Here is a 25,994-nt window from a genome sequence, read left to right on the forward strand (position 1 = left end):
GTGGTTCCGGAGGCTTTTCCTTGGGTGGCAGATGAGGGATTCGAACCCCCGTAGGCGTTGCCAGCTGATTTACAGTCAGCCCCCTTTGGCCGCTCGGGTAATCTGCCGAACTTCAAAAGAAGATCACCCCCGGCTGCAGTCCGTGGAACGTCCGTTTCCGAGCCGTTCCGCTTCCAGTAACCGCGGGCAAGACAACTTTACAGAACTTCCGCCGAAGAATCGAATCGGCGCATTTAGGCGCGGAACGGCGCGGATTCCGGGCTTTCAAACCTTACCTAACCGGCGCTGCCCGGACGCGTCAGGCTTCGCCCAGGATCCGTCCTGCCAGTCGGGCCTCGAACTTCAATGCCTGCTCCTCGGTGATCTGGTTCAGCTGGACGGCGCGGAGAAGGTCCTCGCTGACACCCTCCATCCGGGCGGAGGCATCCGCCACCGGAGTGAAGATGATGGAAGCTGCCACCGCCGCTGCCGCCACCGACGTTGCTGCTGTTGCCACCGCATCGGCTGCTGCCGAGGTGGTTCGTGTGACATACCGGACGGCCTTGCGGTGCATGGTGTTCCCTTCGTGCAGCTTCCCAACTCCTTCAACTCTGCCCGGACCTCCTTCGTTCCCCCGGAGCGTCCGCTGAGAGGGAACTGTGAATACCGATGCTCCCCCTCAGTGGGAGCATCCGTATTAGGCTTGAATCCAGCCACCCAAGCCCTGTCCGCGGACAGGGCTCCCACCAGCACAAGGAGAGTCATGGCAGGCGAGTCAACGTTCGACGTCGTAAGCAAAGTGGATAAGCAGGAAGTGGCCAACGCCCTGAACCAGGCCCAGAAGGAACTGGTCCAGCGCTACGACTTCAAGGGCGTCGGTGCCGAGGTGGATTTCAGCGGCGAGAAAATCCTCATGAAGGCCAACTCCGAAGAACGCGTCCTGGCGGTACTGGACGTGCTGCAGTCAAAGCTGATCCGCCGCGGCATCTCGCTGAAGTCGCTGGACACCGGCGAACCCTACGCCTCCGGCAAGGAGTTCCGCCTCGAAGCCTCCATCAAGGAAGGCATCGCCCAGGACCTGGCAAAGAAGATCAACAAGCTGATCCGCGACGAAGCGCCCAAGTCCGTGAAGTCCCAGATCCAGGGCGATGAACTGCGCGTGACGTCCAAGTCCCGCGACGACCTGCAGGCCACCATGGCGCTGCTAAAGGACTTCGACGAGGCTGACCTGCAGTTCGTGAACTTCCGCAGCTAGCAGCCCCGCCGTCGTTTTCGACGCGCAAAATTTCTGCCGCCACGCACAGAGGCTGGCGTACCCCGAATTTGGGCCGCGCCGGCCTCTTTGCATGTCGCGGGGAACTTTGCGCGTCGCCAAGAGAGGACGGCTGGGCCTCTTTCGAGCTGAAGCCGGAAACTTGGGAACCGCCTTCTAGGGAGCAGGGTTCCGTGCGTCGTACTGGCGGAAACCGGGCTGCAATTTGGCGGCCGCCCACGCCCCGGCGATGCACAGCACCCCGCCAAGGATCAGGACCGAGCCCTCGGTCAGGATCCTGGTGCCGGCACCGGCCAACAGGTCGCCGACCCTGGGACCCCCTGCGACCACCACGATGAACACACCCTAGAGCCGGCCGCGAAGGTGGTCAGGCGTGGCTGCCTGCAGGATGGTGTTCCGGAAAACGCTGCTGATGGAATCGGCAATGCCGGCCAGCGCGCAGCAGAGGGCGGCGGGCAGCAGCCAGAGTGTGACCGTCCCGTCAGGGGATCGCCCGGCCAGCAGCACCACCAGCCCGAGACCGGCGATGGATGCCCCCCCATCCCATCACCGAGAAGACCACGGCATTCCCCTGCCACCGGACGCCGCCAAGCGGACCGGAGAACAGGCCGGCCAGGAAGGCTCCGATTGCGGTGGAAGCCAGCAGCACCCCAACCGTTGCTTCGCCGCCGCCGATCATCACGGCGCCGATGGCCGGCATCAGCGCCCGCGGCTGCGCCAGGATCATGGCAATCAGGTCAATCACGAAGGTCATCCGCAGGTTGGGCCGGGTGCCGAGGAAGCGAAAGCCCTCGATGACCGAACGGATGCCCGGCCTGCCCCGTTTTCCGGAGGGCGGCAAGGGCGGCAGCCGGTAGACGGCCCACAGCACCAACGCGAAGCTCGCGAAGTCGAGAGTGTAGGTCCAGCCGAAACCCACCCAGGCCACCAGTACGCCGGCAAGCAAGGGACCGGCCGTCATGGCAAGGCCGAAAGACATCATGCTGAGCGCGTTGGCAGCGGGCAGGAGCTCCGTGCGGATCAGCATGGGAAGGATCGCGCTGCGGGCGGGCTGGTTGATGGCCTGCGCTCCGCTCTGCACCGCCACCAGGAAATACAGGACCCACACGTTGCCCAATTGCAGCCAGGACTGCAGCGCGATCAAGCCGGTGGTCAGCCACAGCACCGTCGTGGCAAGCAACGCTACGCGCCGCCGATCATGGGAGTCGGCAATGGAGCCGCCCAGCAGCCCGCCGATCACCAGCGGCACCAGCGCGAAGACCGCCAGCAGCCCAACGTAGAAGCTGTCCTGGGTCAGCCGGTAGATCTCCAGGCTTACTGCAACAAGGGTGAGTTGGCTTCCGACGGCGGATAGAGCCGAGCCCAGCCACAGCCGGCGGAAGGCGGGGCTCTCCTGGAGCGGCGTTATGTCAGCGAGCAGTTTCCCCACCTTGCAAGCCTAGTGGTGCGTATGTGGCTGACGGTTCCAGCGAGGTTAGCCGCGCCTTATTGTGAGATATTCATAATAGGTGTTTCAATGGTGTCATGACAGAGCACTTTGACGGCCACGAGGCATGGGCTGCCGCCCTGCGCGCCCATGGCCGCAGGGTGACAAAGCAGCGGCTGGCGGTCCTTGCCGCCGTCGAACGCCACCCCCACTCCCCTGCCGAAAGCATCCTTTCTGCGGCCCGCGCCGAACTTCCGGAACTTACGGCCCAGTCCGTTTACGTGGTGCTGGGGGACCTGACGGACCTGCACATGCTTCGCAGGTTCGAGCCGCCGCACTCCCCCGCGCTTTACGAAACCCGAGTGGGTGACAACCACCACCACGCCATCTGCATCAGCTGCGGCCGGGTGGAAGACGTTGACTGCGCAGTGGGCCACGCCCCCTGCCTCACCCCCCACTGGGACGAGAACGCCAAGCCAATGACCATCCAGATCGCCGATGTTATGTACCAGGGCATCTGCCAGGACTGCCAGCAGTCCCAACAACTTCCTTCCAATCGTTCGTCACAAGAAATAGAGAAATAGGAGAACAATGACTGCCATTTCAACAACCCAGTCAGGTGCCCCCGTAACGTCCGACGCGCACTCGAAGTCAACCGGTGCCGACGGCGCCATCATCCTGACTGACCATTACCTGGTGGAAAAGCTCGCCCAGTTCAACCGCGAGCGCGTGCCGGAGCGCGTAGTGCACGCCAAAGGCGGCGGTGCATTCGGTACGTTCAAGACCACCGAGGACGTGTCCAAGTACACGAAGGCAGCCTTCCTCCAGCCAGGCGTCGAAACTGAGATGCTGATCCGCTTCTCCTCCGTGGCCGGCGAGAACGGCTCCCCGGACACCTGGCGCGATCCCCGCGGTTTCGCCGTAAAGTTCTACACCTCCGAAGGCAATTACGACCTCGTGGGCAACAACACGCCGGTGTTCTTCATCCGCGACGGCATCAAGTTCCCGGACTTCATCCACTCGCAGAAGCGCCTGCCGGGCACCCACCTGCGCGACGCCGACATGCAGTGGGACTTCTGGACCCTGTCCCCCGAGTCCGCACACCAGGTCACCTGGCTCATGGGCGACCGCGGCCTGCCCGCTTCCTGGCGTGAAATGCAGGGCTACGGCTCACACACCTACCAGTGGGTCAACGCCGAGGGCGAGCGTTTCTGGGTCAAGTACCACTTCAAGTCCAATCAGGGCGTGAACTCCATGAGCAGCGAGCAGGCCGAGCAGTTGGCCGGCTCGGACGCGGACTTCTACATCCGCGACCTGTCCGAGAACATCGAAGCCGGAAACTTCCCGTCCTGGGACCTGCACGTGCAGGTCATGCCCTACGAGGACGCCAAGACCTACCGCTTCAACCCGTTCGACCTGACCAAGGTGTGGCCACACGGCGACTACCCGCTGATCAAGGTGGGCACCATGGAGCTGAACCGGAACCCGGAGAACTACTTCGCGCAGATCGAACAGGCCACCTTCGCGCCGTCGAACTTCGTGCCGGGCATTGCCGCTTCCCCGGACAAGATGCTGCAGGCCCGCATCTTCTCCTACGCTGACGCACACCGCTACCGCGTGGGCACCAACCACGCCCAGATTCCGGTGAACCAGCCGAAGAACCAGGTCAACAACTACAGCCAGGACGGCGCCGGGCGTTACCACTTCAACGCCCCCTCCGTCCCGGTCTACGCCCCCAACTCCGTTGGCGGCCCGGCTGCAGTTGAGCCGCAGAACCCGGCCGGCGGCTGGGAGAACGACGGCGAGCTGACCCTCGCCGCGCACTCCCTCCACACCGAGGACAGCGACTTCATCCAGGCCGGCACCCTGTACCGGGAGGTTTACGACGACGGCGCCAAGGCCCGCCTGCTCGAGACCATCACCGGTGCCGTCGGCGGCGTCAAGAGCCCTGGCATCAAGGAGCGCGCCATCCAGTACTGGACCAACGTTGACGCCGAACTTGGCGCCAAGCTGCGCGCCAACCTCGGCGCCGTCGCTGTTGGCGCCGCAGGTTTTGGGTCGGCTCCGTCCTCGGATGCAGAGGCTGCCAACAAGATCGGCTGATCCAGCTGCTTCCTGGGCTTTTGAAGACCACCCCGTCACGGTTCCCGTGGCGGGGTGGTTTTTTGCTTTTCCACATACGCGGCGCTTTCCACATAGGAGCCTGGTCCATGGCGACCGCCGGCAGCCGTCCCTAGGATCGACGCATGACAACTTTCCGCGGCATACCGGCCGGCGCCTTCGAGTTCTACAAAGAGCTGCAGGACAACAACAACCGTGAGTGGTGGCTGGAGCATAAGGACAGGTACCAGGAGCTGGTCCGGGAACCCATTACTCTCCTGCTTGCGGAACTGGAGCCCCGGTTTGGCCCGGGCCGCATTTTCCGGCCCAACAGGGACATCCGGTTCTCCCAGGACAAGTCGCCCTACAAAACGGCACAGGGTGCCTTTGCTTCCATCCAGGAAGGGATGGGCTACTACCTGCAGGTCAGCGCGGACGGGCTGCTGGTGGGCGGCGGCTACCACTCTCACACGCCTGCCCAGCTGGTGAGGTACCGCAACTCGGTTGATGCGTCCGGGACCGGAGAGTCACTCCGGCACATCATCGACGCCGTCAGCGCTGCCGGTTTTGTGGTGGAGGGAGAACAGCTCAAAACTGTCCCGCGCGGGTACCCCCGGGACCACCCCCGGGGCGGGCTGCTGAAGCACAAGTCCCTTGCGGCCAGCACCGACCTTGGGCAACCCGCCTGGCTGGACACTCCCGCAGCAGTGCAGGAAATCGGAGCGTTGTGGGAGGAGCTGCGGCCCTTGGTGGACTGGGTGGGCCGGCACGCCGCACCTTGATCTTCAGCTGATCGGTGCCAGCTCCATGTTGTAGGAGCGGATACGGACCACCCGCCCGTCCTCGAAGTCGTAGATGTCACAGGACGCCACCCGGCTGAGGCTGCCATCGGCCGAGAAATAGCTGGCAACACTGTCGACTACAACGCTTGCCGAAGCCACAATAACCCTCAACCGGTCAAAGGTGGTCTGCACGTCCTTGAGGTCCCGAGCCAGCGATGTGCAGACATCCACCACGGCCAGCTTGCCGGCAAGGGCTTCGCCGCCCACGAGCTCCCAGACAATGTTGTCGTCCAACTGCGGTACGGCATCCTCGAACCGGTGGCTCGAGAAAGCCCTGGCCACCGCCTCCATCGTCATCTCCGTCACGTCCGCTCCTTCCACGCGCTTTTGGCCCGCCTTCGGTCCACTCATTGAACTCCAAAGCCCGGCGGCCTGCACGTGCAATTCCGGGCATAGCCGGGCGGGGTAAAGCAAAACCGCCCGCTTGATCAGGGATCAAGCGGGCGGTTTGTGTTGCTGGTGAAGCAGTTCGAGCGGTGTCAGGCGCGGGTCAGTTCGTCCTCGTCGTTCTTGCCGGCTGGAACGGAGGCGCCATTGACGGCGGTGTTCGCCTCACGGAAACGCTCGTTCAGCAGGGAATGGCGCTGGCCGTAGGCGAAGTAGATGGCAAGACCGATCGCCAGCCAGATGGCAAAGAAGATCCAGGTCTCAACGGCAAGGTTGGTCATCAGGTAGAGGCACAGCACGGCGGAAACAATCGGCAGGACCTTGCCGAACGGGACGCGGAAGGCCGGCTTCAGGTCTGGGCGCTTCTTGCGCAGCACCAGGATGCCAAGGCTGACCACCACAAACGCGGACAGCGTGCCGATGTTGATCATTTCCTCAAGCAGGTCCACGTTCGTGAGGCCGGCTACCAGCGCAACGGCGGCGCCGCAGATGATCTGGAGCCGCACCGGGGTGGACCGCTTCTCGCTGGTCTTGGACAGTGCACGCGGCAGGAGGCCGTCGCGGCTCATGGCAAGGACCACACGGGACAGGCCCATAAGGAGCACCATGATCACGGTGGTCAGGCCCACCAGGGATCCGAAGGCGATGACCTTGGCCGCGGATGTGTCGCCCACTGCTTCGAAGGCGGTGGTAAGCGTGGGGCTCTCCGCCTCGGCCAGCTGGGTGTAGGACACCATGCCGGTCAGGGCGAGGGAAACCAGGATGTAGAGCAGTGTCACCACGGCCAGACCGCCGAAAATACCGCGCGGCAGGGTCTTCTGGGGGTTCTTGACTTCCTCCGCAGAGGTGGCCACCACGTCGAAGCCGATGAAGGCGAAGAACACCAGTGCAGCGCCGGCAAAGATGCCGAGGGTGCCGTACTGTGCCGGAGCCGCTCCGGTGAGGAAGCCGAAGAACGACTGCTTCAGGACGTCGGCGGTGCCGGTTCCGCCGGTGGGCTCGGCGGCCGGGATGAACGGGCTGTAGTTCTCAAACTTCACGTAGGTGAAGCCCACGACGATCACAAAGAGGACCACGGCGATTTTGATCAGGGTGAAGATGTTTCCTACGCGGGCAGACAGCTTGGTGCCCAGCACCAGCAGCACCGTAAACACGGCAACGATCAGGAACGCGCCCCAGTAAAGCTCCACGCCTCCGAGGGAAAGCGCAGCGGGGATGTCCGCACCCATCAGGGCGAAGACCTTGCTGAGGTAGATGCCCCAGTATTTGGCGATGACCGCGGCGGCGGTGAAGAGCTCGAGGATCAGGTTCCAGCCGATGATCCAGGCAAGGAGTTCGCCCATCGTGGCGTAGGTGAAGACGTAGGCGGAACCTGCCACGGGGATGGCGGTGGCAAACTCGGCGTAGCACATGATGGCAAGGGCGCAGGTGATGGCGGCGATCGCGAAGGACAGCGTGACCGCAGGGCCGGAAAAGTTGGCTGCTGCCTTGGCGCCGACTGAGAAGATACCGGCGCCCACGGCCACGGCGACGCCCATGATCATAAGGTCCCAGGTGCTGAGGGAGCGCTTGAGCTTGCGTCCGGGTTCATCGGCGTCAGCCATGGACTGCTCGATAGATTTGGTCCGGAGAAGGTTCATAGGGGGATCACAATCCTGATTTCTGATGGAAACAGACCTATCAACGATAGTGTCCATCCACTGGACGGTCCCAATTGTTTCGAATGGTGAGACGGCCTTCCTGCCGAACTCTGTTCTGCGAAAGCACTTGAGGCCCTCCACATGGAGGGCCTCAAGTGCTTCTGGATCGAACTATTACGCAGGCCAGTCCATCAACGTGGACCGGATCAGGAACCGCTTGCCTTCCGGCGCTTCCACCGAAAAGCCGCTGCCCCGGCCCGGCACCACGTCAACGGTCAGGTGCGTGTGGCTCCAGTAGTTGAACTGCTCCCGGGACATCCAGAACTCCAGGGGCCGGGGTTCCAGGCCATCAGAGACATCGAACAGGCCCAGCAGGACATCGGAGTCACCGGTGAGGAGGTCGCCTTTCAGGTAACACATGGGCGAGGACCCGTCGCAGCACCCGCCGGACTGGTGGAACATCAGTGGGCCGTGCTGAAGCCAAAGCTTCCGCAGCAGTTCTGCGGCCGCTGGCGTGAGCGCCACCCGGGAGAAGTCCTCCCCGGGCAGCGTCACCGCGGCGTCGATCGCGCTTGCCGCAGCCATGGCTTAGAAGAAGCCCAGCTTGTTTTCGTTGTAGCTGACCAGCAGGTTCTTGGTCTGCTGGTAGTGGTCCAGCATCATCGCGTGGTTTTCACGTCCGATGCCTGAGGACTTGTACCCTCCGAAGGCGGCCCCTGCCGGGTAGGCGTGGTAGTTGTTGACCCAGACGCGCCCGGCCTGGATCTCGCGGCCGGCGCGGTAGGCAACGTTGCCGTTGCGGGACCAGACACCCGCACCCAGCCCGTAAAGGGTGTCATTGGCCAGGCCCATGGCGTCGCTGTAATCGCTGAACTTCGTCACGGCCACCACCGGGCCGAAGATCTCCTCCTGGAAAATCCGCATCTTGTTGTGGCCTTCGAAGACTGTCGGCTGGACGTAGTAGCCGCCGGCCAGGTCGCCAGGGAGCTCTGCCCGGCCGCCTCCGGTGAGGACCTTGGCGCCCTCCTGCTTGCCGATGTCGATGTAGGAGAGGATCTTTTCCAGCTGGTCGTTCGAGGCCTGGGCACCCACCTGCGTTTCGGTGTCCAGCGGGTTGCCCTGGACCATTTTCTCCACCCGGGCGATGGCGTCGGCCATGAACGAGTCGTAGATGTCTTCCTGCACCAGCGCACGCGAGGGGCAGGTGCACACTTCGCCCTGGTTGAAGGCGAACAGCGCGAAGCCCTCCTGCGCCTTGTCGTAGAACGCGTCGTTGTCCTGGGCGACGTCGTTGAAGAAGATGTTCGGGCTCTTGCCGCCCAACTCCAGGGTGACAGGAATGAGGTTCTGGCTGGCGTACTGGCTGATGAGGCGGCCGGTGGTGGTCTCGCCAGTGAACGCGATCTTGCGGATCCGGGGGCTGGAAGCCAGCGGCTTGCCTGCTTCCACGCCGAACCCGTTGACCACGTTGATGACGCCTGCCGGCAGCAGGTCGCCGATGAGTTCCATCAGCACCAGGATGGACGACGGCGTCTGCTCGGCCGGCTTGAGCACCACGGCGTTGCCGGCGGCGAGCGCCGGGGCCAGCTTCCACACGGCCATCAGGATCGGGAAGTTCCAGGGGATGATCTGGCCTACGACTCCGAGCGGTTCGTGGAAGTGGTAGGCGGTGGTGTCGTCGTCGAGCTGGGACAGCCTGCCTTCCTGGGCGCGGACGGCCGAGGCAAAATAGCGGAAGTGGTCGGCCGCGAGCGGAAGGTCAGCGTTCAGGGTCTCGCGGATGGGTTTGCCGTTGTCCCAGGACTCAGCCACCGCCAGCATTTCCAGGTTCTCGTCGATCCGGTCGGCAATCTTGTTCAAAATCGCGGCGCGCTCGGCCACGGACGTTTTGCCCCACGACGGTGCAACCTTGTGCGCTGCATCCAGCGCCAGCTCAATGTCCTCGGCCGTGCCGCGGGCCACTTCGCAGAAGGCCTTGCCCGTCACCGGCGTGATGTTCTCGAAGTACTGGCCCTTCACCGGGGCCACCCATTCCCCGCCGATCCAGTTCTCGTAGCGGTCCTTGAACGTGACCTTCGAGCCCTCGGTTCCGGGCTGTGCGTAAACAGTCATTGCTAGCTCCTTTGCTGTGCAGATCAGGCTTTCGCCGATGGAGCCAGCGTAGGAGCGGGAAGGTTGCAGCAAGGTTGCACCTTAGGCGCGCAGTTCGGCTTCCAGCCGTTCCAGGTCCGCGACGACGGCGGCGCGCTTGGGCGAGCGGGCCGGAAGGAGGCGGAGCGCGGCACTGCGGACGTCGACGTCGTTCCTTGCCTCCGGAAGCTCTGCGTACCTGAGCAGCGACTCGGCGCTGCCGTCTGTCATGACTGCTTCCCGCAGCAGCGAGGACACCTTGTTCCGCAGGTCGATGATGCCGGGCGCCTCGGACCTGGGAAGCACGGCGCCGCGGTAGATTTCCAGGGCGATCCGGTGGGCACCGCGCTGAAGGCAGCTCAGCACCTGGGCACTGTCGGGCACCAAGTCCAGGGGAAGACGGTACGGCCGGGAACCCGGAACGGCGTCCGGATCGAGTTGCTGAAGGACTTTGCGCAGGCGCACCATCTCCGCCCTCAGCGTGATGGCGGAACCGTCCCCGGGATAAAGCAGGATGCTGAGCTCCTCGGCGCTGAGCCCGTCGGGGTGGGTGCTCAGCAACGCCAGAATTTCACTGTGCCGGGCAGACAGCGCAACGGTTCTGCCGCGCAGGCTCAGCAGGGCCTGGTCGCGGCCCAACAGTTGCATGCTGTTCCTGTAGAGGCTGCCGTCCCTGGTGGTTTGGCCCTGTGAGCGGGAAGCGGTACTCTGCGAACGCCGTCGTGCCGGCCTGGTGGTGAGCTGGGCAGCATGCTGCAGGCGCTCGACGCGCAGTTGTGCCTGGGCCGCCGCCACGGTTGCCTCCACGAGTGAAAGCGTGTGGGGTGCCACTGCGGTGGCCTTGCCGGTGATGTCCACGACCCCCAGCACTGCCCCGGAGTCGGGGTCGTGGAACGGGACAGCGGTGCAGCTCCAGGCGTGGACGGCCCGCTGGTAGTGCTCCGCACCGGCGATCTGGATGCCGCGGCCCAGGGCGAGGGCAGTACCCGGCGCACTGGTGCCAACGGTGGCCTCGGACCAGTCGGCGCCGGGCACGAACATCATGCCCTCCGCCCTCCTCTGCAGCGCGGGGTCACCCTCCACCCAGAGCAGCCGGCCCACCTCATCCCCCACGGCCACCAGCAGACCGCTGTCGTGGCTGGGCTGGACCAGGAGCCTGTTGATGACCGGCATGATGGCGGCCAACGGGTGCTGCCGGCGGTAGTCCTCCAGCTCGTTCCCGTCAATGGCCAGCGGTGCGGCCGGGTTGTCCGGATTCGCTTTGAGGCTGGCGGACCGTTGCCAGGACTCCCTGATGAGTTTCCGCAGCGCGCCGGGGGCATCAGAAAAGCCACCGCTGTCAAGCTGTTCATGGGCCGCCAGGGCAGCGCGCTGCAACGGCAAGCCGCCACCGTCCTGAGTCAGGTTCCCCATCGAACTCCCCGTCGTACTTCCGGCGGGCACTGGTTCACCCGGCAGGAGCATATGTGGCAACAGTCTATCCGCCCAGTACAAGGCCAATCCCCCGGCGTCTGCCGAATGCACAGGGCCACATAACCCAGGTCATAAGGCTTTCTGCACTCGCTTCCGCTTGAAAGAGTTCCGCTCTACCACTGACACTCATATGCTGTGGTGCATGAAGGTATTGGTCACCGGCGGGGCCGGTTACATCGGATCACACACTACGCTTTGCCTCCTCGAGGAAGGGCACAACGTGGTAGTTCTGGACAATCTGGTGAACTCGAACCTTGAGTCACTCCGCCGAGTGCAGCAGCTGTCTGGCAGGAGCCTGGAATTCCGGGAGTTGGACCTTCTGAACGCAGAGGCTGTCAGTAATCTTTTAGCCGAGGGTAACTTCGAGGCCGTCATCCACTTCGCCGGACTCAAAGCGGTCGGGGAATCTGTCGAACAGCCGCTGCGCTACTACCAGAACAACATTGTTGGCACACTGAACCTGCTGCACGGCATGGAGGCCCACGGGGTCCGCCGGCTGGTCTTCAGCTCCTCTGCCACTGTCTATGGGGCTTCGCAAGATGTGCCGCTGACCGAAAAAGCTCCGCTGGATGCGACTAACCCGTACGGGCGGACCAAGGAACACATCGAAGACATTCTCACTGATCTTGGTGCTGCTGACACCGACTGGAGCATCGCCCTCCTCCGGTACTTTAACCCGGTTGGCGCGCATGAAAGCGGACTGATAGGTGAAGACCCCGTTGGGGTTCCCAATAACCTACTGCCATTTGTCGCCCAGGTCGCTGTGGGGCGCCGGAACAAGGTCATGGTCTTCGGCGACGACTATCCAACGGCTGACGGCACTGGCGTCCGCGACTATATTCATGTGATGGACTTGGCCGCCGGTCACCTGGCCGCGCTGGGGTACCTGGCGAACCGGAAAGGCGTGTTCCGGTGGAACCTTGGCACCGGCAGGGGCTCCTCCGTCCTGGAGGTTATCGAGGCCTTTGGTGCTGCGGTGGGCCGTCCCATACCCTACGAAATTACAGGACGGCGCCCGGGAGACTCCGCGGTCAGCTACGCTGATCCGTCTGCTGCCCTCGCCGACTTGAGCTGGGCCGCCCACAGGGATCTCCGCCAAATGTGCCAAGACCACTGGCGGTGGCAGCAGACAAACCCCGTGGGTTACTCCTCAGACGGCTAGTTGCTGCCCGTCCCGCGGGAGATACGGATCATCTCCTCGCGCGGCACCACCTTGATGCGTTCGCGCACCACGTGGTCCGTGCCTTCCGGACCGGTCCACGCTGCACCCAGTCCTGCTTCGTGGGCGTCGAGCTTGTTCCAGCCTTCCCAGGTGGTGTATTCGATTCCGCGCTCTTCCAGCAGGTCGATGATGGCCTGCGGGTCAGGGTTCTGGGCGGGCGGCAGGGTGAGCCGGTCCTCGAGCAGGAATCCAATGGTTTCCAGGGCGTCGCCCTTGGTGTGGCCGATCAGGCCCACGGGTCCGCGCTTGATCCAGCCGGTGGCGTAGATCCCCGGTACGGGCTTGCCTTCGACGTCCAGCACGCGGCCGCCCTCATTGGGGATGACACCGCGCTTTGCGTCGTACTCCAGCTCGTCCAGGGCCGAACCGTGGTAACCGATGGCACGGTAAACCGCCTGCACGGGGTAGTCGATGAATTCACCCGTTCCCTTGGCGTTGCCCGTGCCATCAAGCTGCATGCGCTCAAACTTGATCCCGCCCACCTTGCCCAAGCCGCCGTCGTCGTAAATTTCAACCGGGCTGTGCAGGAAGTGCAGGTGCAGGCGGCGGGAGGACGGGTTTTCGGACTCGGTATGCTCCTCCACCAGCCAGTTGGTCAGCGTGTTGACCATGGTCTTGATCTGGTTGTTGCTGCGGATCGCCTCATCGGAGGCTTCATCAAACTCGAAGTCCTCCGGGTAAAGCACAATGTCCACGTCATTCATGTGGCTGAGCTCCCGCAGCTCCAAGGGCGTGAACTTCACCTGGGCCGGGCCGCGGCGGCCGAAGACGTGCACGTCCGTGACCGGCGAAGCCTTCAGGCCCTGATAGACGTTGTCCGGGATCTCGGTGGTCAGCAGTTCCTCTGGGTGCTTCACCAGCATCCGGGCCACGTCCAGGGCCACGTTGCCATTACCGAGGACGGCGATTTCTTTGGCCTCCAGCGGCCACTCACGGGGAACATCGGGGTGGCCGTCGTACCAGGAAACGAAGTCCGCCCCGCCGAAGGAGCCCTGCAGGTCGATGCCCGGGATGTTCAGGTCCGCGTCCTTGATGGCGCCGGTGGAGAAGATGACGGCGTCGTAGAAGGCGCGGAAATCGTGCAGGGTGAGGTCCCGGCCGTAGGTCACATTGCCCAGGAACCGGATGTCGCCGCGGTCCAGGACCTTGTGGAGGGCATTAACGATCCCCTTGATCCGGGGGTGGTCCGGCGCCACGCCGTAGCGGATCAACCCGTACGGCGCAGGGTAGGCCTCAAAGAGGTCGATGCTGACCTCGAAGTCGCCGTCCGCCACGCCCCTGGACTTGGTGAGGATGTCCGCAGCGTAGACGCCGGCCGGTCCCGCGCCCACAATTGCTACGCGAAGGGGACGTGCGGGGGTGGTTTCGCCGTGGTTGGACAACTGGGACCCTTCTGACCGATGACATTGCGCGGCAGGAGCAGCGCACAATCACTTATTCTAATTGGCCGTTCCGCGGCACACTGCTGCCCGTAACGCAGTGCACTAACCGCTTTTCTCCAGCGGGACGACGTTGCCTTCGCGGTAAAGGAGCGCCCGCAACTCCGATTCCGCGGAGTCGGGCCGCTTGGGGTCAATGGTTTCGCCCTCGTGATAGTGGTCCAGCACGCGCGGGTCCACGTAGCTCTTGCGGGCGATCGAGGGCGTGTTGCCCAGCACCTCGGACGCTTCCATCATTGCCCGGCTGATGGCCCTCTTGCGTTTGGCCGCCGTCCGCTGGGCGCCGGTCCGGGCGAGGCTTGCGGCAGCAGCCACAGTGCCCCGCAGTGTGCGGAAGTCCTTGGCGGTGAAGTCCGAGCCGGTCCGTTCCTTGACGTAGGCATTGATGTCGGCGCTGGTGACGGGGCGCCAGTGCCGGCCTTCCTTGTAGGCCATGAGCCTGGCATTGGCGCCGCGGCGCTTGAGCAGGCGCAGGAGGGCGGCAAGGTCGGCGTCGCGGATTTCCGACTCCCAGTCCTTGCCGCTCTTGCCCGGAAACCTCAGGAGGATCCTGTCCTTGCGCACCTGGACGTGGGCGCAGAGGAGGGTGGCCAGCCCATGGCTGCCGTTCTCGTTGGTGTACCGCTCGGACCCCACGCGCAGCGAGCCGCTGTCCAGCATCCTGAACGCCCCGGCGAGGACGCGGTCCCGGGAGAAGCCTTCACCGCGCAGGTCCATAGTGACCCTCCGGCGGGCGGCGGGAAGCGATTCAGCCAACTGCAGGGCCCGGTCGAACTTGACCCGGTCCTTACGTTCCCGCCACTCCGGATGGTAGATGTACTGCCGCCGGCCCACTGCATCCATCCCGGTGGCCTGGATATGGCCGTTTTCAAACGGAGCGATCCACACGTCAGTCCAGGCTGGGGGGATGCCAATGCTCTCCAGCCGTTCCCGGACATCGCCGGGCGGCAGCGTTGAACCATCGAGGTCCCGGTAGCTGAAGCCCTTGCCAGCGGCGACCCGGCGGTAACCGCGGCCCGAGGCGTTGCTGCGCCGGAGCCTCATCAGGTAGCCTCTGGCCGATCGGCAAATATCATAAAAGCAAGCCTACTGACTATTTGCCGGAATACCTGCCCTGGGACTGATGTTATGGATGTCGTGCCTTCTCCCGATGGATCCCCTTCCACTGCCCGCGTCCCTGCTCCGGCTGTTCCCCCGGCGTCGCCCGCCGTCCCGGCGCCTGCCGCTCAGGCACCAGCGGCACCGGCGGCGGCCGGCCCTAAGGGGGCGCCTCCCAAGGCGGTGGATAAAGAAACGACGGCGGGAATCCTCTTTGGCATCGGGGCCTACGGGCTGTGGGGGCTGCTACCCCTGTACTTCTTCGTCCTCATGCCGGCGGGCGCCGTCGAAATCGTGGCGAACCGTGTGGTGTGGTCGCTGCTGTTCTGCGCGCTCCTCATCACCGTGACCCGCTCCTGGTCCGCCTTGGCCCGTGCCCTTAGGGACCGTACTGTGTTTGGTTCCCTGGCCCTTGCGGCCTTCCTGATCGCTGTCAACTGGCTGACCTACACCTACGGGGTGACCACCGGCCAGGCCGTGGAAGCCTCACTCGGCTATTTCATCAACCCGCTGGTCTCCGTCTTACTGGGCGTCTTTGTGCTGAAGGAGAAGCTCCGCCCGCTGCAGTGGGCGGCAGTGGCCATCGGGTTCGTTGCGGTGGGCGTCCTCACGTACTCCTATGGCAAGCTGCCGTGGATCGCCCTGACCCTTGCCTTCAGCTTTGGCCTCTACGGCTTCGTCAAGAAGCGCGTTGGCCCCAAGGTGGATGCCGCCACGAGCCTCAGTGTGGAGACCATGGTGCTGGCCCCGTTTGCCGCGGTCACCATGATCTACCTTGCCGCTGCCGGAACCGCCACGCTGACCACGCAGGGACCGGGCCACTTCTGGCTGCTGCTGGCCTCCGGCGTGATCACTGCCGTTCCCCTTCTGTTCTTCGGGGCCTCGGCCCGACGACTCCCCATGACCACCATCGGACTGCTCCAGTACTTCGCACCCCTGCTCCAGTTCATCCTCGCCCTGGTGGTTTTCCGCGAAGCGATGACCCTGGACCGCTGGATCGGGTTCGGCGTGGTCTGGTTGGCGTTGCTGGTCCTCACGGTGGATATGCTGCGGACCGCCCGCAAAAACCTGGCGGCCAAACGGACTCGGCGCTCCCAGGCAGGATAGTTTGCGGCGACCGGCCACGGGCTACCCGTCGACGGAGTCCCGCTTCTCTAACCAGTAGGTCGGAAGGCTGTCGTACGGATTCGGTTCTTGGTCGTCGGTCACGAAAATTTTCCCCGCCCCCTGCTGCCGGGCTCGGTTCAGCACATCACCGAGCCGGTCCTCCGGAGCGCCGCTGATAATGTGCCACACCTCGGTGCGCGTCTCCGTCCTAAGCCACTGCGGGGGTTCCTCGCTTGAAAAGTAACCGGCAAACGGATCCTCGAAGGTCACAATCGCATCGGCGAATTCGAAGTAGCCACGGTCAGGGATTATCCCCGGATTGAGAACTGAAATACCACCGGTTCGATGGATCCCGGCGACATAGTCTGCGTAGGTCCCGATCTCCCCCGGTACCGAGGCCGCCTCGTCCAGGAAGATGTCATCCACGCCGTACCAATCCCGCCAGCGGTCAATATCACGCGTCACCTCTTCGGGGTTTCGGCCGCCCCACCCCGTCATGACGTAGCCCAGCACCCGTACCCCAGCGTCGCGCAGAGTCCCGATGAGCCGGACGTGCTGTTCGGAAACCGCTGCCCCGGGCCCGTCACTGGGGTTAACGATGACGTCGCGGAGCTGCGGCGCGGCGTCGATCACCGACTCCCAGTAGAGCGCATCGGTCGGGTCAACGTAGGCGGGGACGGCGATGTGCAGATCACCGGGCTTGACCGGCGGTAGCGGAGTAGGAGGGGCCGGGTCGCCCAGCCCACAACCGGCCAAGACGCAGAGCAGTGCTGACGTTAGCACTGCAGCAGCCAGGCGCTTGCGACCGGCTGCTGCAGGTGTCACTGGCCGTCCGCCAGTCCTGCGGGGGGCCTGATCAGGACGTTGTCCGAGCAGCTGTAAATGGGGTCCGTGAGGTGGAAGGCGTCAATGTTGTAGCCCTGCAGCGCCGCCATCACCTGCGCCGTCAGGGCGTCAGCGTGCTGGAGGTCGTAGCTGGTGGCTGTTTCGTAGAGGGTAATCCCCAGCTTCGCCTTGTACGCCGCCATCTTCGCCAGCTTCGGCTTGTACGTGGCCGGCGACAGGAACTGACCATCCGACAGCACGTCGTTTTCTCCCAAGTAGCCATCTCCCGGACCCATGGTGAGTGAGCGGGCCAGGACGTCGTCAGGGTTCCACGCGTTCGCCAACACGCTCAACCCCAGCGAGTGTGTGTACCGCACCACGGCGTCGAACCGGGCCCGGGTTACCCCGTAGTCAGCACCGGCGCAGTCGAGGAGCACTCCACGGGCGCCGAGCCTGCACCACGCGTCGAGACGCTCGCGCAGCTCTTCCAAGGAGTGGTTTGGCTCGCCGTCCGCGGCGCCGACTGTCACGTACCCGTACGGGACTCCCCCTCGGGCAGCGACCCCTGCCATGATGGGGGCCGCCAAGGGATCGCCGTCCGGCGTCGCGGTGTCATCACCGAACACCACCATTCTGTAGCCGTCGAATGCAGTGATGGCCCGAGCCACTTTGCTGTGGGCGCCGTTGACGTAGCTCGGCCACCCGTAGTAGATGGCAAAAGGCCACATTTTCGAGGCGTTGACCAGATTAGTATCGGCACCCCTGCCGGATGTCGGAACGGTTCGCCCTGCCTCCGCTGACCCAGCCGGTGCGATGAGGGTTCGCAGGAACGAGGTGATACCTGGGCCGCGCCTCCCGGGCATCAGTTGGTCACCAACTGGAGTTCGTCGCCGCCTGCGTAATCGAAGGACCCCAGCCTGACGAGCTCGCGCCCCGGCTCGATTATCTCCAGGGTGCCACTGCCTTTCGCGGCGTAGGGCGCAAGTTCCAGGGTCGCAGTCCCTCCAGCCCTCGCCGACGTCTCACTCAGCACGGCACCCTGGTTGTCCACCAGCCTGACGTCGGAGCCCTCGGGCAGACCGGTCAGCTGCAAGTCGTCATCCTCCGTTACCCAGAAGTTCTGGAACGAGGAGAAGTACGGCGTCTTCACGGCCTGCACCTCGAGGTACGGCTGGTACGGTGCCTGGATATCCATGTCGAGCTGGTCGGAGTGGAACACCTGTTCCTCGCCGAACCAGACTGTCAGCGTTCGCCGGCCGTCCGTGCGGAGGGTGATATCCCGCGTGTCCGGCGAGTCCACCGACGGCTCGGTGCTGTAGTAGTTGACGTACTCGGCGTTCCGCACGTGGCCGTACATGTACCCCACCCTCCAGGAGGTCATTCCCTCTGTGCTGTCGGCCGACAGCACGATGAAATTGATCAGGCCGGTGATCTTGGTGGAGGCCGTCTGCACGGCGAAGACGGCTTGGCCGACTTCCGTGGCGGACTGGATTTGTCCGGGTTGTTTCGACATCCGCACATGGAAGATGCTGGTCTCCGGATAAGCATCGTGGGTAACCGCAAAATAACCATTGTGGGCCTCGGCGTCGGGCATCGGCTCCACGCCCACCTGAAGGCCGTCGTCGGTTGCGCGTACGAATGCCAGCGCAGGGTCGGTGTCACCGTTGAACTCGTAGGTGTCCTGCACCTCCCGGGCCGTGATGGCCCGGTCAAAGGGATTGTCCATGAGGGTGCCTTCTGCAGTCCGCAGGAGTTGCCACTGACCCGATGAGGCGAGGACAGTTGCACCTTCGTTCAACATGCTGCTGGCGGTTGCGGCGCCGGCAGCGGTGAGCCCGAGGGCGGCCACGACGGCGACGATGGTCTTGGGTATTTTCATCAGAACGCCCTGAAGTAGCTGAGGTCGAATCGACGGAACATGCGGTAGGTGGCAACCGTTGTCGCAATGGCGAACACTGCTGAACCGGTCACCAGCCCGGTGACGGGGCCCAAAATGTCGTCCCAGCCGTACGAAAGTACGAGTCCTATGGCGAGGGACACCGCCGCTGCGGCCCAAACGACGGCCGCGGACAGTCGCGCCCTGCCCAGGCTGAACAACTGCCCGGTGTTGAAGGCTCCAATTCCCAACAACAGGTAGCCCACCAAGGAACCGGTGTACACATCTTTGGCCAACTGGAGGTGTACGGTAAGCAGGCTCACCGTGGCGAGCCAATCTGTGGCAACCAACAGCAGGGCACCACTAAGCACCCCGACAAGCACGGTCATCACCAGGTGCCGGCGGTAGAAAGCGAGCATCACGCGGTTAATTCCCTCGCTGCCGGAGATCCGGTGCCGCCTCATCTCGCGCCGAACAGTTGCCGGCAGCAGGTAACCGGCGGCGATCGCGTAGGTGAGTGTCGGAACAAGGACGAGCAGGCCCGTCCCGACACCTACCTGGTAAAGCCCGTTGTAGTTGAACGTCCCCATCCATAGGCCTCCCGCGACGAGCTGATCAATCACGAGGAGCACAAAGAATCCTGTTCCGTAGGCCCAGTATGGCCGTACTGACCGCGCCACCGGTCCAAGCCGCGGTGAAAGAACCTGCCGGTCGTCCACTCCCTTGTCGTCGTCGACCTCCACGGGCGGTGCGGCGAGCCGCCGCAGGACAGGAACATCAAACAGCACGGCCACAACCACCGCCGTCCACAAGGCACCGAACTGGACCCATTGGGCGGTGAAAAGGTTGATGTAGTTCCCATCGATGATCCACAACCCGCCGACTATGGAAACGAGCCCGCCGGCGCTGGCTGCAATAACCACTTCCCGCAGCGCTCGGGCGAGGTAGAGTGGCGAAAAAGCCAGGAGCAAGACGCCGATGGAGAGTCCGAAGAACAGGAATGACCTGTTCGCCGCAGGTGTGTACGCCTGCAGCCCATACTCCAAAATCAGATAGCCGCCACCAATTACCACGAGTAATGCCGCCAGGCCCGCTCCCAACGTCCAACGCAGGGCCCAGCGCAGCAGGGTTTCGCTGTGTTGCAGGGAATAGAACAGCCCTCTCCGTGCAAATGCCTGCATAAACCCACCGGTAACGATCAGGGCCGCGAACAAGGCCAGGCTGACGGTAGTAGAAAACATTTGCGGGGTGATTGTGGACCAGAAGGACACTCGAGCGATAAGCAGCGCGAGGACGGCGATAATCCACGGCGCTGAATAGAGCAACGATCGGGCGAGTAGTCCCAAACTCATTCGGTCGGGTCCAGGCGAAGGATCCGGTGCTTGGTCGACGGTACCGACCGGAGGCTCATCCACCGGGCCGCCATAGAGCGGCAAGAGTGACGTCACCTTCTCGGCGAGCTCGAAAACATCCCGGCACCCCAACTCACGTGCTCGCTGGTCGCTGTAGCCCAGGGTCGCGAGGATCACTGCCACCTCAAAGGCATCCTGCGCTTGGCGGGTCCGGCCCGCGACAGAACGGGCCTCGGCGTGCAGGTCCGGGCCCAGTTCGTCGAAACCCATAGTGAAGTCATTCAGGGAGCGGCCCTCAGGCAACGTAGTCATGGGCAAACTCCAAGTAGAGGGAACGGTACGCCTCAAGGAAGCGCTCCTGTGAGAACAACTCGACAGCGCGCTCCCGGAACTCCGCACCGATCGCGGCGCGTTGCGCGGGGGTCTGCCGGAAAAGGGCGACGAGTGCGTCTGCTAACGCCTGCGGATTCTGCGGCTCAACGAGTAACTCGGGGCGGTTCAATGCCTCAGGTACGCCGCCGACTGCAGTCGCAACGACCGGACGGCCAGTGCACATCGCCTCTACCACGGTGTAGGGAAAGCCCTCGGACACCGAGCAGAGCACCACAACATCCGACTCCTGATATGCCAGGACAGGGTCGTTTGTTGCCCCTTCGAACACAACGTTATCCTCAAGCTGCAGGGTTCCCACGGCCAACCGGCAACGCTGGGCATATCGGCGGTCATCCTCAGGGCCGTAGATGCGCAGGAGCACGTCGGGGATCTCGCGGCGGACCAGGTGGAGGGCGGTGATGAGCCCCAGGATGTCCTTGAGCGGTTCGATGCGACCGACGTAGGCAATCGTCGGCCTGTCCAGCTCTACATCTCGCGGAACGAACTCGTTAGGGTTGACGCCATTATGGACCACCTGCAGGCGGGCGGGATCAGCGCCCAACTCATACTCCCAATTGGTGTTGTACGCACAGACCGGCAGGACGACGTCGGCATGCGTGTAGGCGCAACGGGCAATGGCTCGGTAGAGATTGCCCAGCAGCACCTTTCGTAGGAGTGGAGTGTCGTTTCGGACCAGATGAAGGACACGTTCCCGGACGTAGACCCCGTGCTCCGTCAGGAGCAGCGGGACGCCGCGGTGCAGCTTGGCGGCGAGTGCAGGCAGGGCGCAGAGCGCAGCACCAGACGTATGCGCTACGTCCACGTCCGGCAGAGGAACTGCCAGGGGCGTCAGGTAGCGATACAGGGAACGGGCGAAGTCGATGGCGTCGGCCATGGAGATGTCAGTGAGGAGCGGATGCTCGCTGAGCCGGGTGCGGACCAATTGCCAGCATCGGGGGTCACGCAATCCCTCATGCAGATCGTTGCTCTCGCAGTACTTGGCTATGTCAGCGATGGCTGCACCGAGGGCGTGAGGATCCCGGGTTGCGAGGAGGTGCCCGATCAACTCCTCGTATGCCGGCAGGAGCAGCTCGACCAGCGCCTTTTCCCGTGACTTTCCCCGCAGTGAGTCCCGTCGCCGGGTCTCGGGAGTCGGTTGGACATACTCTTCCACCTTCTCCGTTCCCCATAGCGGGATGGGCACGATGCGCGTGTTTTCCGGGACGCTGAAGGCACGCGTCACATCGGGGCCGCCAATGACCGCAGCGACCACAAACTCGTGCTCGGGCAGGCCATTGACCAGTTCATGTGCCCACGTCGACACTCCCCCTTGAAAGTAGGGGTAGGTGCCTTCGGTGGTCAGTAAAATTTTCATAACGGCGTCTTGACGCTCTCGTCAACAGAGCTGCTGGGGTCAGTCACCGTGCGGGCCTGCTCGATGCACCAGGCAGCCTGGTCCAACTGCTGCAGCTGGAGGAAGCACTTGGCGGCGGAGATCCACGCCTGGTGCGTGGCGTCCTGAGCGAGCCCGTTGCGCTCCGCTGCATCCGTATATGACGCCGCGGCCCGCTCAAGCAACTGGTCGCGCTGCGAGGCCATTCCCTGCAAGCGTGCCTCTTCTGCGGCCGTCCGGAACGCTATCGCCGCGCGTCCGTGGCTGCCTTGCCTGGAGCGTGCTTCTGCTTCCTCTACGAAGCAGGTGACAGCCCTCTCATGGTTTCCGGCACGGGCCGCCGCGCGGCCTTCATCCCATAGATCGGCTTCCCGGTTATCAATGAGGTCGCTCTGCTCCACCACTGCATAAGGCTGTGGGGCATGAGGTTCGCCTTTCCCGAAAAGGCGCCGACCAGGATGGCGGGGTTTGTCCGCAGAGGTAAATTCGGCGGCGGCTGTGTGGACGGTCCGGTCCTCGGTTCCCGTTGTAAGCTGTGTCATTGCAATTCCCCTGTCTCGAGCAAGATGGTGTCATTGGCCATGGGGCGTCGCTTCCGCTTCAGGGGTCCAGTCATGTCGGCGTAGGCATTCCCTATGCAGGTGGAGGCTCCACTCACCGGTCCCCTCGGAGCCGCGGCCCGGCTACGAGGTCGCGAATAACAGATCAGTGAGATGGGTACGCCGCCCTTTGCACGAGGCATCGGACGGACGTTGTCGGCGACTGCAAGTGTCTCTTTCGGGTGTCCGATAGTAGCGAGGGGTTTCATAACGAATCTCCTCCGAGTTAGCGTTCCAGGAGCCGCTGCATAGCCCGCCGGTGTGTCTAAACTACGAGGCGTTTCGAGGCCGAACACGAGTACCCGGTACTTCAAAAACATTCGTAGGGATACTTGCAGAGCGCTTCCCGTGGACCGGGGTGTTTAGGTGTTCTCCCATGATGACTCGGGGGGAATTAGGTAGTTTTGCCGCTACATTAGGGGGATGGGTAGCAGCCCTAACCGAGGACGGCACCCAACAAAAAAGGCAACACCCCGGCATTGTGCCGGGATGCTGCCTTTTTGCGATTCAGCTGGGACTTACTCCCTGCGTTACGCGTTGGCCTTAATGGCGGCGGCCAGGACGTCCAGGCCGTCGTTGAGCAGTTCATCGGTGATGACCAGCGGCGGCAGCAGGCGGATCACGTTGCCGTAGGTGCCGCAGGTGAGGATGATGACGCCTTCCTTGAGGCAGGCGGCGGCCACAGACTTTGTCAGTTCCGGGTTCGGCTCCTTGGAGCCAGCCTGGACCAGTTCGATGGCCAGCATGGCGCCACGGCCGCGGACGTCGCCGATCACGGCAGAGCCGGCGCCGGCCAGTTCGGATTGCAGTTCATGCAGCCGGGTGGTGGCCACCGCTTCGATGTGGCGGGCGCGGCCTGCGAGGCCGTATTCCTCCATTGAGCCGATGGATGCCAGCGCGGCCGCGCAGGCTACGGGGTTGCCGCCGTATGTGCCGCCCAGGCCGCCCGGGTGGACGGCGTCGAGCAGGTCTGCCCGGCCGGTGATGGCGGACAGCGGCATGCCGCCGGCGATCCCCTTGGCCAGGGTCATGATGTCCGGGATGACGCCTTCGTGGTTGACGGCGAACCATTCACCGGTACGGCAGAAACCGGACTGGACCTCATCGGCGATGAAGACGATGCCCTTCTCCTTGGCCCATTCGGCCAGTGCGGGGAGGAAGCCCTCGGCCGGGACGATGAAGCCGCCTTCGCCCTGGATGGGCTCGATGATGATCGCGGCGACCTGGTCGCCGCCGATCTGCTTTTCGATCATGGTGATGGCGCGCTTGGCCGCCTCGGCACCGGTGATCTCCGGGTTTTCCTCGCGGTACGGGTAGCTCATGGGCATGCGGTAGACCTCGGGCGCGAACGGACCGAAGTTGGTCTTGTACGGCATGGCCTTGGCGGTCAGCGCCATGGTGAGGTTGGTGCGGCCGTGGTAGGCGTGGTCGAAAGCCACGACGGCGTCACGCCCGGTGGCCAGGCGGGCCACCTTGACGGCGTTCTCAACTGCCTCGGCGCCGGAGTTGAAAAGGACTGTGCGCTTTTCGTGGTCGCCCGGGGTGAGGCGGTTCAGCTGCTCGGCCACGGCGACGTAGCCTTCGTACGGGGTGACCATGAAGCAGGTGTGGGTGAAGTGCTCCACTGCCTCCTTCACGGCGCCTACGACGGCGGGATCAGAGGCCCCGACGCTGGTCACGGCGATGCCTGACCCCAGGTCAATGAAGGAGTTGCCGTCGACGTCGTGGATGATGCCGCCGTCGGCGTCTGCAACGTAGACGGGGACGCCGGAGGCGACGCCCGCGGCGACCACGGCTTTGCGCCGCTCGGCCAGGGCCAGCGACTTGGGGCCCGGAAAGTCGGCCTGGATGCGCCGCTTCTGCTCCAGGCGGAAGGTGATGTCTGATGCGGTGGCAGTCATGGGAAAGCCTTTCTTGCTTATTGGGCCCACACCGGCAGGGTTCCCTGGCCGAAGCGGAGCGAGGTGAGGGGGCCGGTGGGGAGGGTTCCCTGGCCGAAGCGGAGCGAGGTGAGGGGGCCAGTGGGGATTACGAGTCGAGTGCGGACATCACGTGCTTGATGCGCGTGTAGTCCTCAACGCCGTACATGGAGAGGTCCTTGCCGTAGCCGGACTGCTTGAAGCCGCCATGGGGCATTTCGGCGGTGAGCAGGATATGGGTGTTGATCCAGACGGCGCCGAAGTCCAGGTCCCGGCTCAGGCGCATGGCGGTGCCGTGGTTGGTGGTCCAAACGCTGGAGGCCAGGGCGTAGTCCACATCGTTGGCCAGTTCCACGGCTTCCTCCTCCGTGCTGAACTTCTGCACGGTGATGACGGGGCCGAACGTTTCCTGCTGGACGATGTTGTCCGACTGCTTTGCGCCGGTGACGATGGTGGGCTCGAAGAAGAAGCCCTTCTCCCCCGCCCGGTGTCCGCCGGTTTCGATCCGGCAGTGCGCGGGGAGGTTCTCCACCACCGAGGTGACCTGGTTGAAGTGGTTGACGTTGTTCAGCGGGCCGAAGTAGTTGTCTTCGTCGTTCTGGGAACCGGTGTGCAGGGTCCTGGTGTGCTCCACCATGGCGGCCACTACGTCGTCATGCACGGAATCCTCCACCAGCACGCGGGTGATGGCGGTGCAGTCCTGCCCGGCGTTGAAGAAAGCGAACTCGGCGATCGCCGCGGCGCTCTTCTTGATGTCCGCGTCCTTGAAGACGATGGCCGGGGCCTTGCCGCCGAGCTCCAGGTGGGCCCGCTTGAGGCCCTTGGCAGCACCGGAGGCGACGGCGATGCCGGCGCGGACCGAACCGGTGATGGACACCAGGCCCGGGACCTTGTGGTCCACCATCATGGCGCCGGTCTTGCCGGTGCCCAGCACCACGTTGAGCACACCTGCCGGCAGGATGTCCCCGGCGAGGCGGGCCAGGACCAGGGTGGATTCGGGCGTGGTGTCCGAGGGCTTCAGCACCACGGTGTTGCCGGCTGCGAGCGCGGGGCCGATTTTCCAGATGGCCATCAGGAACGGGTAGTTCCAGGGGGCCACCTGGGCCACTACGCCGATGGGTTCGCGGCGCACGTAGGAGGTGTGGCCTTCGAAGTATTCGCCGGCGGACTTGCCTTCAAGGATGCGCGCGGCTCCGGCAAAGAAGCGCAACTGGTCCGCGCCGGCGGCAATTTCCTCCGAGGCAATCAGCGAACGCACCTGGCCGGTATTGCGGTGCTGCGCCTCCACCAATTCGTCGCTGTTGGCTTCGACGGCGTCTGCGAGCTTCAGCAGCATCAACTGCCGCTGCCCGGGCGTGACGTGCTTCCAGGTCTTGAAGGCCTCCTTGGCGGAAGCCATGGCTGCATCAACGTCTTGCTGGACGGAGATGGGCGAGTGCGCCACAACGTCACCGTTGGTGGGGTTGACGATGTCCAGCATGCCGGTGCCGGCAGGCGTAACGAACGTCCCGTTGATGAAGTTCTGCAAGGTTTGGACCACGG

The 25,994-nt window shown here is 64.0% G+C and carries 22 protein-coding genes, 1 tRNA gene and 1 pseudogene; 6 read left to right on the forward strand and 18 right to left on the reverse strand.

Annotated features, from left to right (window positions below):
• Positions 1-25: 25 nt before the first annotated feature.
• Positions 26-107, reverse strand: a tRNA-Tyr gene (locus tag CXQ88_RS02820).
• Positions 108-298: 191 nt separating this feature from the next.
• Entirely contained in the window at positions 299-553 is a 255-nt protein-coding gene (locus CXQ88_RS02825) for a hypothetical protein (protein ID WP_104042614.1), read from the reverse strand.
• 189 nt (positions 554-742) lie between these two features.
• On the opposite strand from CXQ88_RS02825, the gene CXQ88_RS02830 reads away from it, so the two are divergent.
• A complete protein-coding gene (locus CXQ88_RS02830; RefSeq protein WP_104042615.1) occupies positions 743-1,234 on the forward strand; it encodes a YajQ family cyclic di-GMP-binding protein in 492 nt (163 codons plus the stop codon).
• A 174-nt stretch (positions 1,235-1,408) separates the two neighbouring features.
• On the opposite strand, the pseudogene CXQ88_RS02835 reads toward CXQ88_RS02830, so the two are convergent.
• Positions 1,409-2,681, reverse strand: a pseudogene (locus CXQ88_RS02835) (MFS transporter).
• Between the two features lie 95 nt (positions 2,682-2,776).
• Here CXQ88_RS02835 and CXQ88_RS02840 point away from each other — a divergent pair.
• From CXQ88_RS02840 to CXQ88_RS02850, 3 genes are all read left to right on the forward strand, one after another.
• Positions 2,777-3,262, forward strand: coding sequence for a Fur family transcriptional regulator (locus CXQ88_RS02840; protein ID WP_104042616.1), 486 nt, complete (start codon positions 2,777-2,779; stop codon positions 3,260-3,262).
• 7 nt (positions 3,263-3,269) lie between these two features.
• Positions 3,270-4,781, forward strand: a complete 1,512-nt coding sequence (locus tag CXQ88_RS02845; protein ID WP_104042617.1) for a catalase — start codon at positions 3,270-3,272, stop codon at positions 4,779-4,781.
• A gap of 143 nt (positions 4,782-4,924) precedes the next feature.
• Positions 4,925-5,560 (forward strand): DUF2461 domain-containing protein, encoded by a 636-nt coding sequence (locus tag CXQ88_RS02850; RefSeq protein WP_104042618.1) that lies wholly within the window; start codon positions 4,925-4,927, stop codon positions 5,558-5,560.
• A 3-nt stretch (positions 5,561-5,563) separates the two neighbouring features.
• On the opposite strand, the gene CXQ88_RS02855 is transcribed toward CXQ88_RS02850, so the two are convergent.
• The 5 genes from CXQ88_RS02855 to CXQ88_RS02875 all read right to left on the reverse strand — a co-directional run bounded on the left by CXQ88_RS02855 (position 5,564) and on the right by CXQ88_RS02875 (position 11,190).
• Entirely contained in the window at positions 5,564-5,917 is a 354-nt protein-coding gene (locus tag CXQ88_RS02855) for a nuclear transport factor 2 family protein (protein ID WP_258061671.1), read from the reverse strand.
• 182 nt (positions 5,918-6,099) lie between these two features.
• Positions 6,100-7,647, reverse strand: coding sequence for an amino acid permease (locus tag CXQ88_RS02860; RefSeq protein ID WP_104042620.1), 1,548 nt, complete (start codon positions 7,645-7,647; stop codon positions 6,100-6,102).
• A 174-nt stretch (positions 7,648-7,821) separates the two neighbouring features.
• Positions 7,822-8,232 carry a DUF779 domain-containing protein gene (locus CXQ88_RS02865; RefSeq protein ID WP_104042621.1) on the reverse strand — a complete coding sequence of 137 codons (411 nt, stop codon included), beginning with the start codon at positions 8,230-8,232 and terminating at the stop codon, positions 7,822-7,824.
• Between the two features lie 3 nt (positions 8,233-8,235).
• A complete protein-coding gene (gene exaC / locus CXQ88_RS02870; protein ID WP_104042622.1) occupies positions 8,236-9,759 on the reverse strand; it encodes an acetaldehyde dehydrogenase ExaC in 1,524 nt (507 codons plus the stop codon).
• A gap of 81 nt (positions 9,760-9,840) precedes the next feature.
• Positions 9,841-11,190: a GAF domain-containing protein gene (locus CXQ88_RS02875; RefSeq protein ID WP_104042623.1), complete on the reverse strand. Its 1,350-nt coding sequence runs from the start codon at positions 11,188-11,190 to the stop codon at positions 9,841-9,843.
• 202 nt (positions 11,191-11,392) lie between these two features.
• Between CXQ88_RS02875 and galE the strand changes: the two genes are divergently transcribed.
• A complete protein-coding gene (galE, locus tag CXQ88_RS02880; protein WP_104042730.1) occupies positions 11,393-12,412 on the forward strand; it encodes a UDP-glucose 4-epimerase GalE in 1,020 nt (339 codons plus the stop codon).
• On the opposite strand, the gene CXQ88_RS02885 is transcribed toward galE, so the two are convergent.
• Positions 12,409-13,854, reverse strand: a complete 1,446-nt coding sequence (locus tag CXQ88_RS02885; protein WP_104042624.1) for an FAD-dependent oxidoreductase — start codon at positions 13,852-13,854, stop codon at positions 12,409-12,411. The two genes, galE and CXQ88_RS02885, sit on opposite strands and share 4 nt — an antisense overlap.
• Positions 13,855-13,956: 102 nt before the next feature.
• Positions 13,957-14,955, reverse strand: coding sequence for a DNA topoisomerase IB (locus CXQ88_RS02890; protein ID WP_104042625.1), 999 nt, complete (start codon positions 14,953-14,955; stop codon positions 13,957-13,959).
• Between the two features lie 237 nt (positions 14,956-15,192).
• On the opposite strand from CXQ88_RS02890, the gene rarD reads away from it, so the two are divergent.
• The gene (gene rarD / locus CXQ88_RS02895; RefSeq protein WP_258061659.1) at positions 15,193-16,116 is read left to right on the forward strand and encodes an EamA family transporter RarD; all 924 of its coding nucleotides are present in this window, start codon (positions 15,193-15,195) and stop codon (positions 16,114-16,116) included.
• Between the two features lie 21 nt (positions 16,117-16,137).
• Here rarD and CXQ88_RS02900 read toward each other — a convergent pair whose 3' ends face one another.
• The 8 genes from CXQ88_RS02900 to CXQ88_RS02935 all read right to left on the reverse strand — a co-directional run bounded on the left by CXQ88_RS02900 (position 16,138) and on the right by CXQ88_RS02935 (position 25,992).
• Positions 16,138-16,941, reverse strand: a complete 804-nt coding sequence (locus CXQ88_RS02900; protein WP_181037384.1) for a spherulation-specific family 4 protein — start codon at positions 16,939-16,941, stop codon at positions 16,138-16,140.
• On the reverse strand, positions 16,938-17,669 hold the full coding sequence (locus tag CXQ88_RS02905; protein ID WP_104042628.1) for a hypothetical protein: 732 nt from the start codon (positions 17,667-17,669) through the stop codon (positions 16,938-16,940). The genes CXQ88_RS02900 and CXQ88_RS02905 overlap by 4 nt, the downstream gene beginning before the upstream one ends.
• Positions 17,670-17,803: 134 nt before the next feature.
• The gene (locus CXQ88_RS02910; RefSeq protein ID WP_104042629.1) at positions 17,804-18,820 is read right to left on the reverse strand and encodes a hypothetical protein; all 1,017 of its coding nucleotides are present in this window, start codon (positions 18,818-18,820) and stop codon (positions 17,804-17,806) included.
• Positions 18,820-20,481: a hypothetical protein gene (locus tag CXQ88_RS02915; RefSeq protein WP_104042630.1), complete on the reverse strand. Its 1,662-nt coding sequence runs from the start codon at positions 20,479-20,481 to the stop codon at positions 18,820-18,822. The genes CXQ88_RS02910 and CXQ88_RS02915 overlap by 1 nt, the downstream gene beginning before the upstream one ends.
• On the reverse strand, positions 20,465-21,916 hold the full coding sequence (gene pelF, locus CXQ88_RS02920; RefSeq protein ID WP_104042631.1) for a GT4 family glycosyltransferase PelF: 1,452 nt from the start codon (positions 21,914-21,916) through the stop codon (positions 20,465-20,467). The genes CXQ88_RS02915 and pelF overlap by 17 nt, the downstream gene beginning before the upstream one ends.
• Positions 21,913-22,476, reverse strand: coding sequence for a hypothetical protein (locus tag CXQ88_RS02925; RefSeq protein WP_146069161.1), 564 nt, complete (start codon positions 22,474-22,476; stop codon positions 21,913-21,915). Before CXQ88_RS02925 ends, pelF begins: the two co-directional genes overlap by 4 nt.
• Before the next feature lie 587 nt (positions 22,477-23,063).
• Positions 23,064-24,434, reverse strand: coding sequence for a 4-aminobutyrate--2-oxoglutarate transaminase (gene gabT / locus CXQ88_RS02930; RefSeq protein ID WP_104042633.1), 1,371 nt, complete (start codon positions 24,432-24,434; stop codon positions 23,064-23,066).
• A 127-nt stretch (positions 24,435-24,561) separates the two neighbouring features.
• Positions 24,562-25,992: a gamma-aminobutyraldehyde dehydrogenase gene (locus CXQ88_RS02935; RefSeq protein ID WP_104042731.1), complete on the reverse strand. Its 1,431-nt coding sequence runs from the start codon at positions 25,990-25,992 to the stop codon at positions 24,562-24,564.
• Positions 25,993-25,994: the final 2 nt, after the last annotated feature.

The sequence above is a fragment of the Arthrobacter sp. ZGTC412 genome (assembly GCF_002929215.1).
Lineage (GTDB): Bacteria > Actinomycetota > Actinomycetes > Actinomycetales > Micrococcaceae > Arthrobacter.

Coding starts and splice junctions, on each gene's coding strand:
- CXQ88_RS02825 (WP_104042614.1), bottom strand. CDS start 553: ATGCACCGCAAGGCCGTCCGGTATGTCACACGAACCACCTCGGCAGCA.
- CXQ88_RS02830 (WP_104042615.1), top strand. CDS start 743: ATGGCAGGCGAGTCAACGTTCGACGTCGTAAGCAAAGTGGATAAGCAG.
- CXQ88_RS02840 (WP_104042616.1), top strand. CDS start 2,777: ATGACAGAGCACTTTGACGGCCACGAGGCATGGGCTGCCGCCCTGCGC.
- CXQ88_RS02845 (WP_104042617.1), top strand. CDS start 3,270: ATGACTGCCATTTCAACAACCCAGTCAGGTGCCCCCGTAACGTCCGAC.
- CXQ88_RS02850 (WP_104042618.1), top strand. CDS start 4,925: ATGACAACTTTCCGCGGCATACCGGCCGGCGCCTTCGAGTTCTACAAA.
- CXQ88_RS02855 (WP_258061671.1), bottom strand. CDS start 5,917: ATGACGATGGAGGCGGTGGCCAGGGCTTTCTCGAGCCACCGGTTCGAG.
- CXQ88_RS02860 (WP_104042620.1), bottom strand. CDS start 7,647: ATGAACCTTCTCCGGACCAAATCTATCGAGCAGTCCATGGCTGACGCC.
- CXQ88_RS02865 (WP_104042621.1), bottom strand. CDS start 8,232: ATGGCTGCGGCAAGCGCGATCGACGCCGCGGTGACGCTGCCCGGGGAG.
- exaC (WP_104042622.1), bottom strand. CDS start 9,759: ATGACTGTTTACGCACAGCCCGGAACCGAGGGCTCGAAGGTCACGTTC.
- CXQ88_RS02875 (WP_104042623.1), bottom strand. CDS start 11,190: ATGGGGAACCTGACTCAGGACGGTGGCGGCTTGCCGTTGCAGCGCGCT.
- galE (WP_104042730.1), top strand. CDS start 11,393: ATGAAGGTATTGGTCACCGGCGGGGCCGGTTACATCGGATCACACACT.
- CXQ88_RS02890 (WP_104042625.1), bottom strand. CDS start 14,955: ATGAGGCTCCGGCGCAGCAACGCCTCGGGCCGCGGTTACCGCCGGGTC.
- CXQ88_RS02905 (WP_104042628.1), bottom strand. CDS start 17,669: ATGTGGCCTTTTGCCATCTACTACGGGTGGCCGAGCTACGTCAACGGC.
- CXQ88_RS02910 (WP_104042629.1), bottom strand. CDS start 18,820: ATGAAAATACCCAAGACCATCGTCGCCGTCGTGGCCGCCCTCGGGCTC.
- CXQ88_RS02915 (WP_104042630.1), bottom strand. CDS start 20,481: ATGACTACGTTGCCTGAGGGCCGCTCCCTGAATGACTTCACTATGGGT.
- pelF (WP_104042631.1), bottom strand. CDS start 21,916: ATGAAAATTTTACTGACCACCGAAGGCACCTACCCCTACTTTCAAGGG.
- CXQ88_RS02925 (WP_146069161.1), bottom strand. CDS start 22,476: ATGACACAGCTTACAACGGGAACCGAGGACCGGACCGTCCACACAGCC.
- gabT (WP_104042633.1), bottom strand. CDS start 24,434: ATGACTGCCACCGCATCAGACATCACCTTCCGCCTGGAGCAGAAGCGG.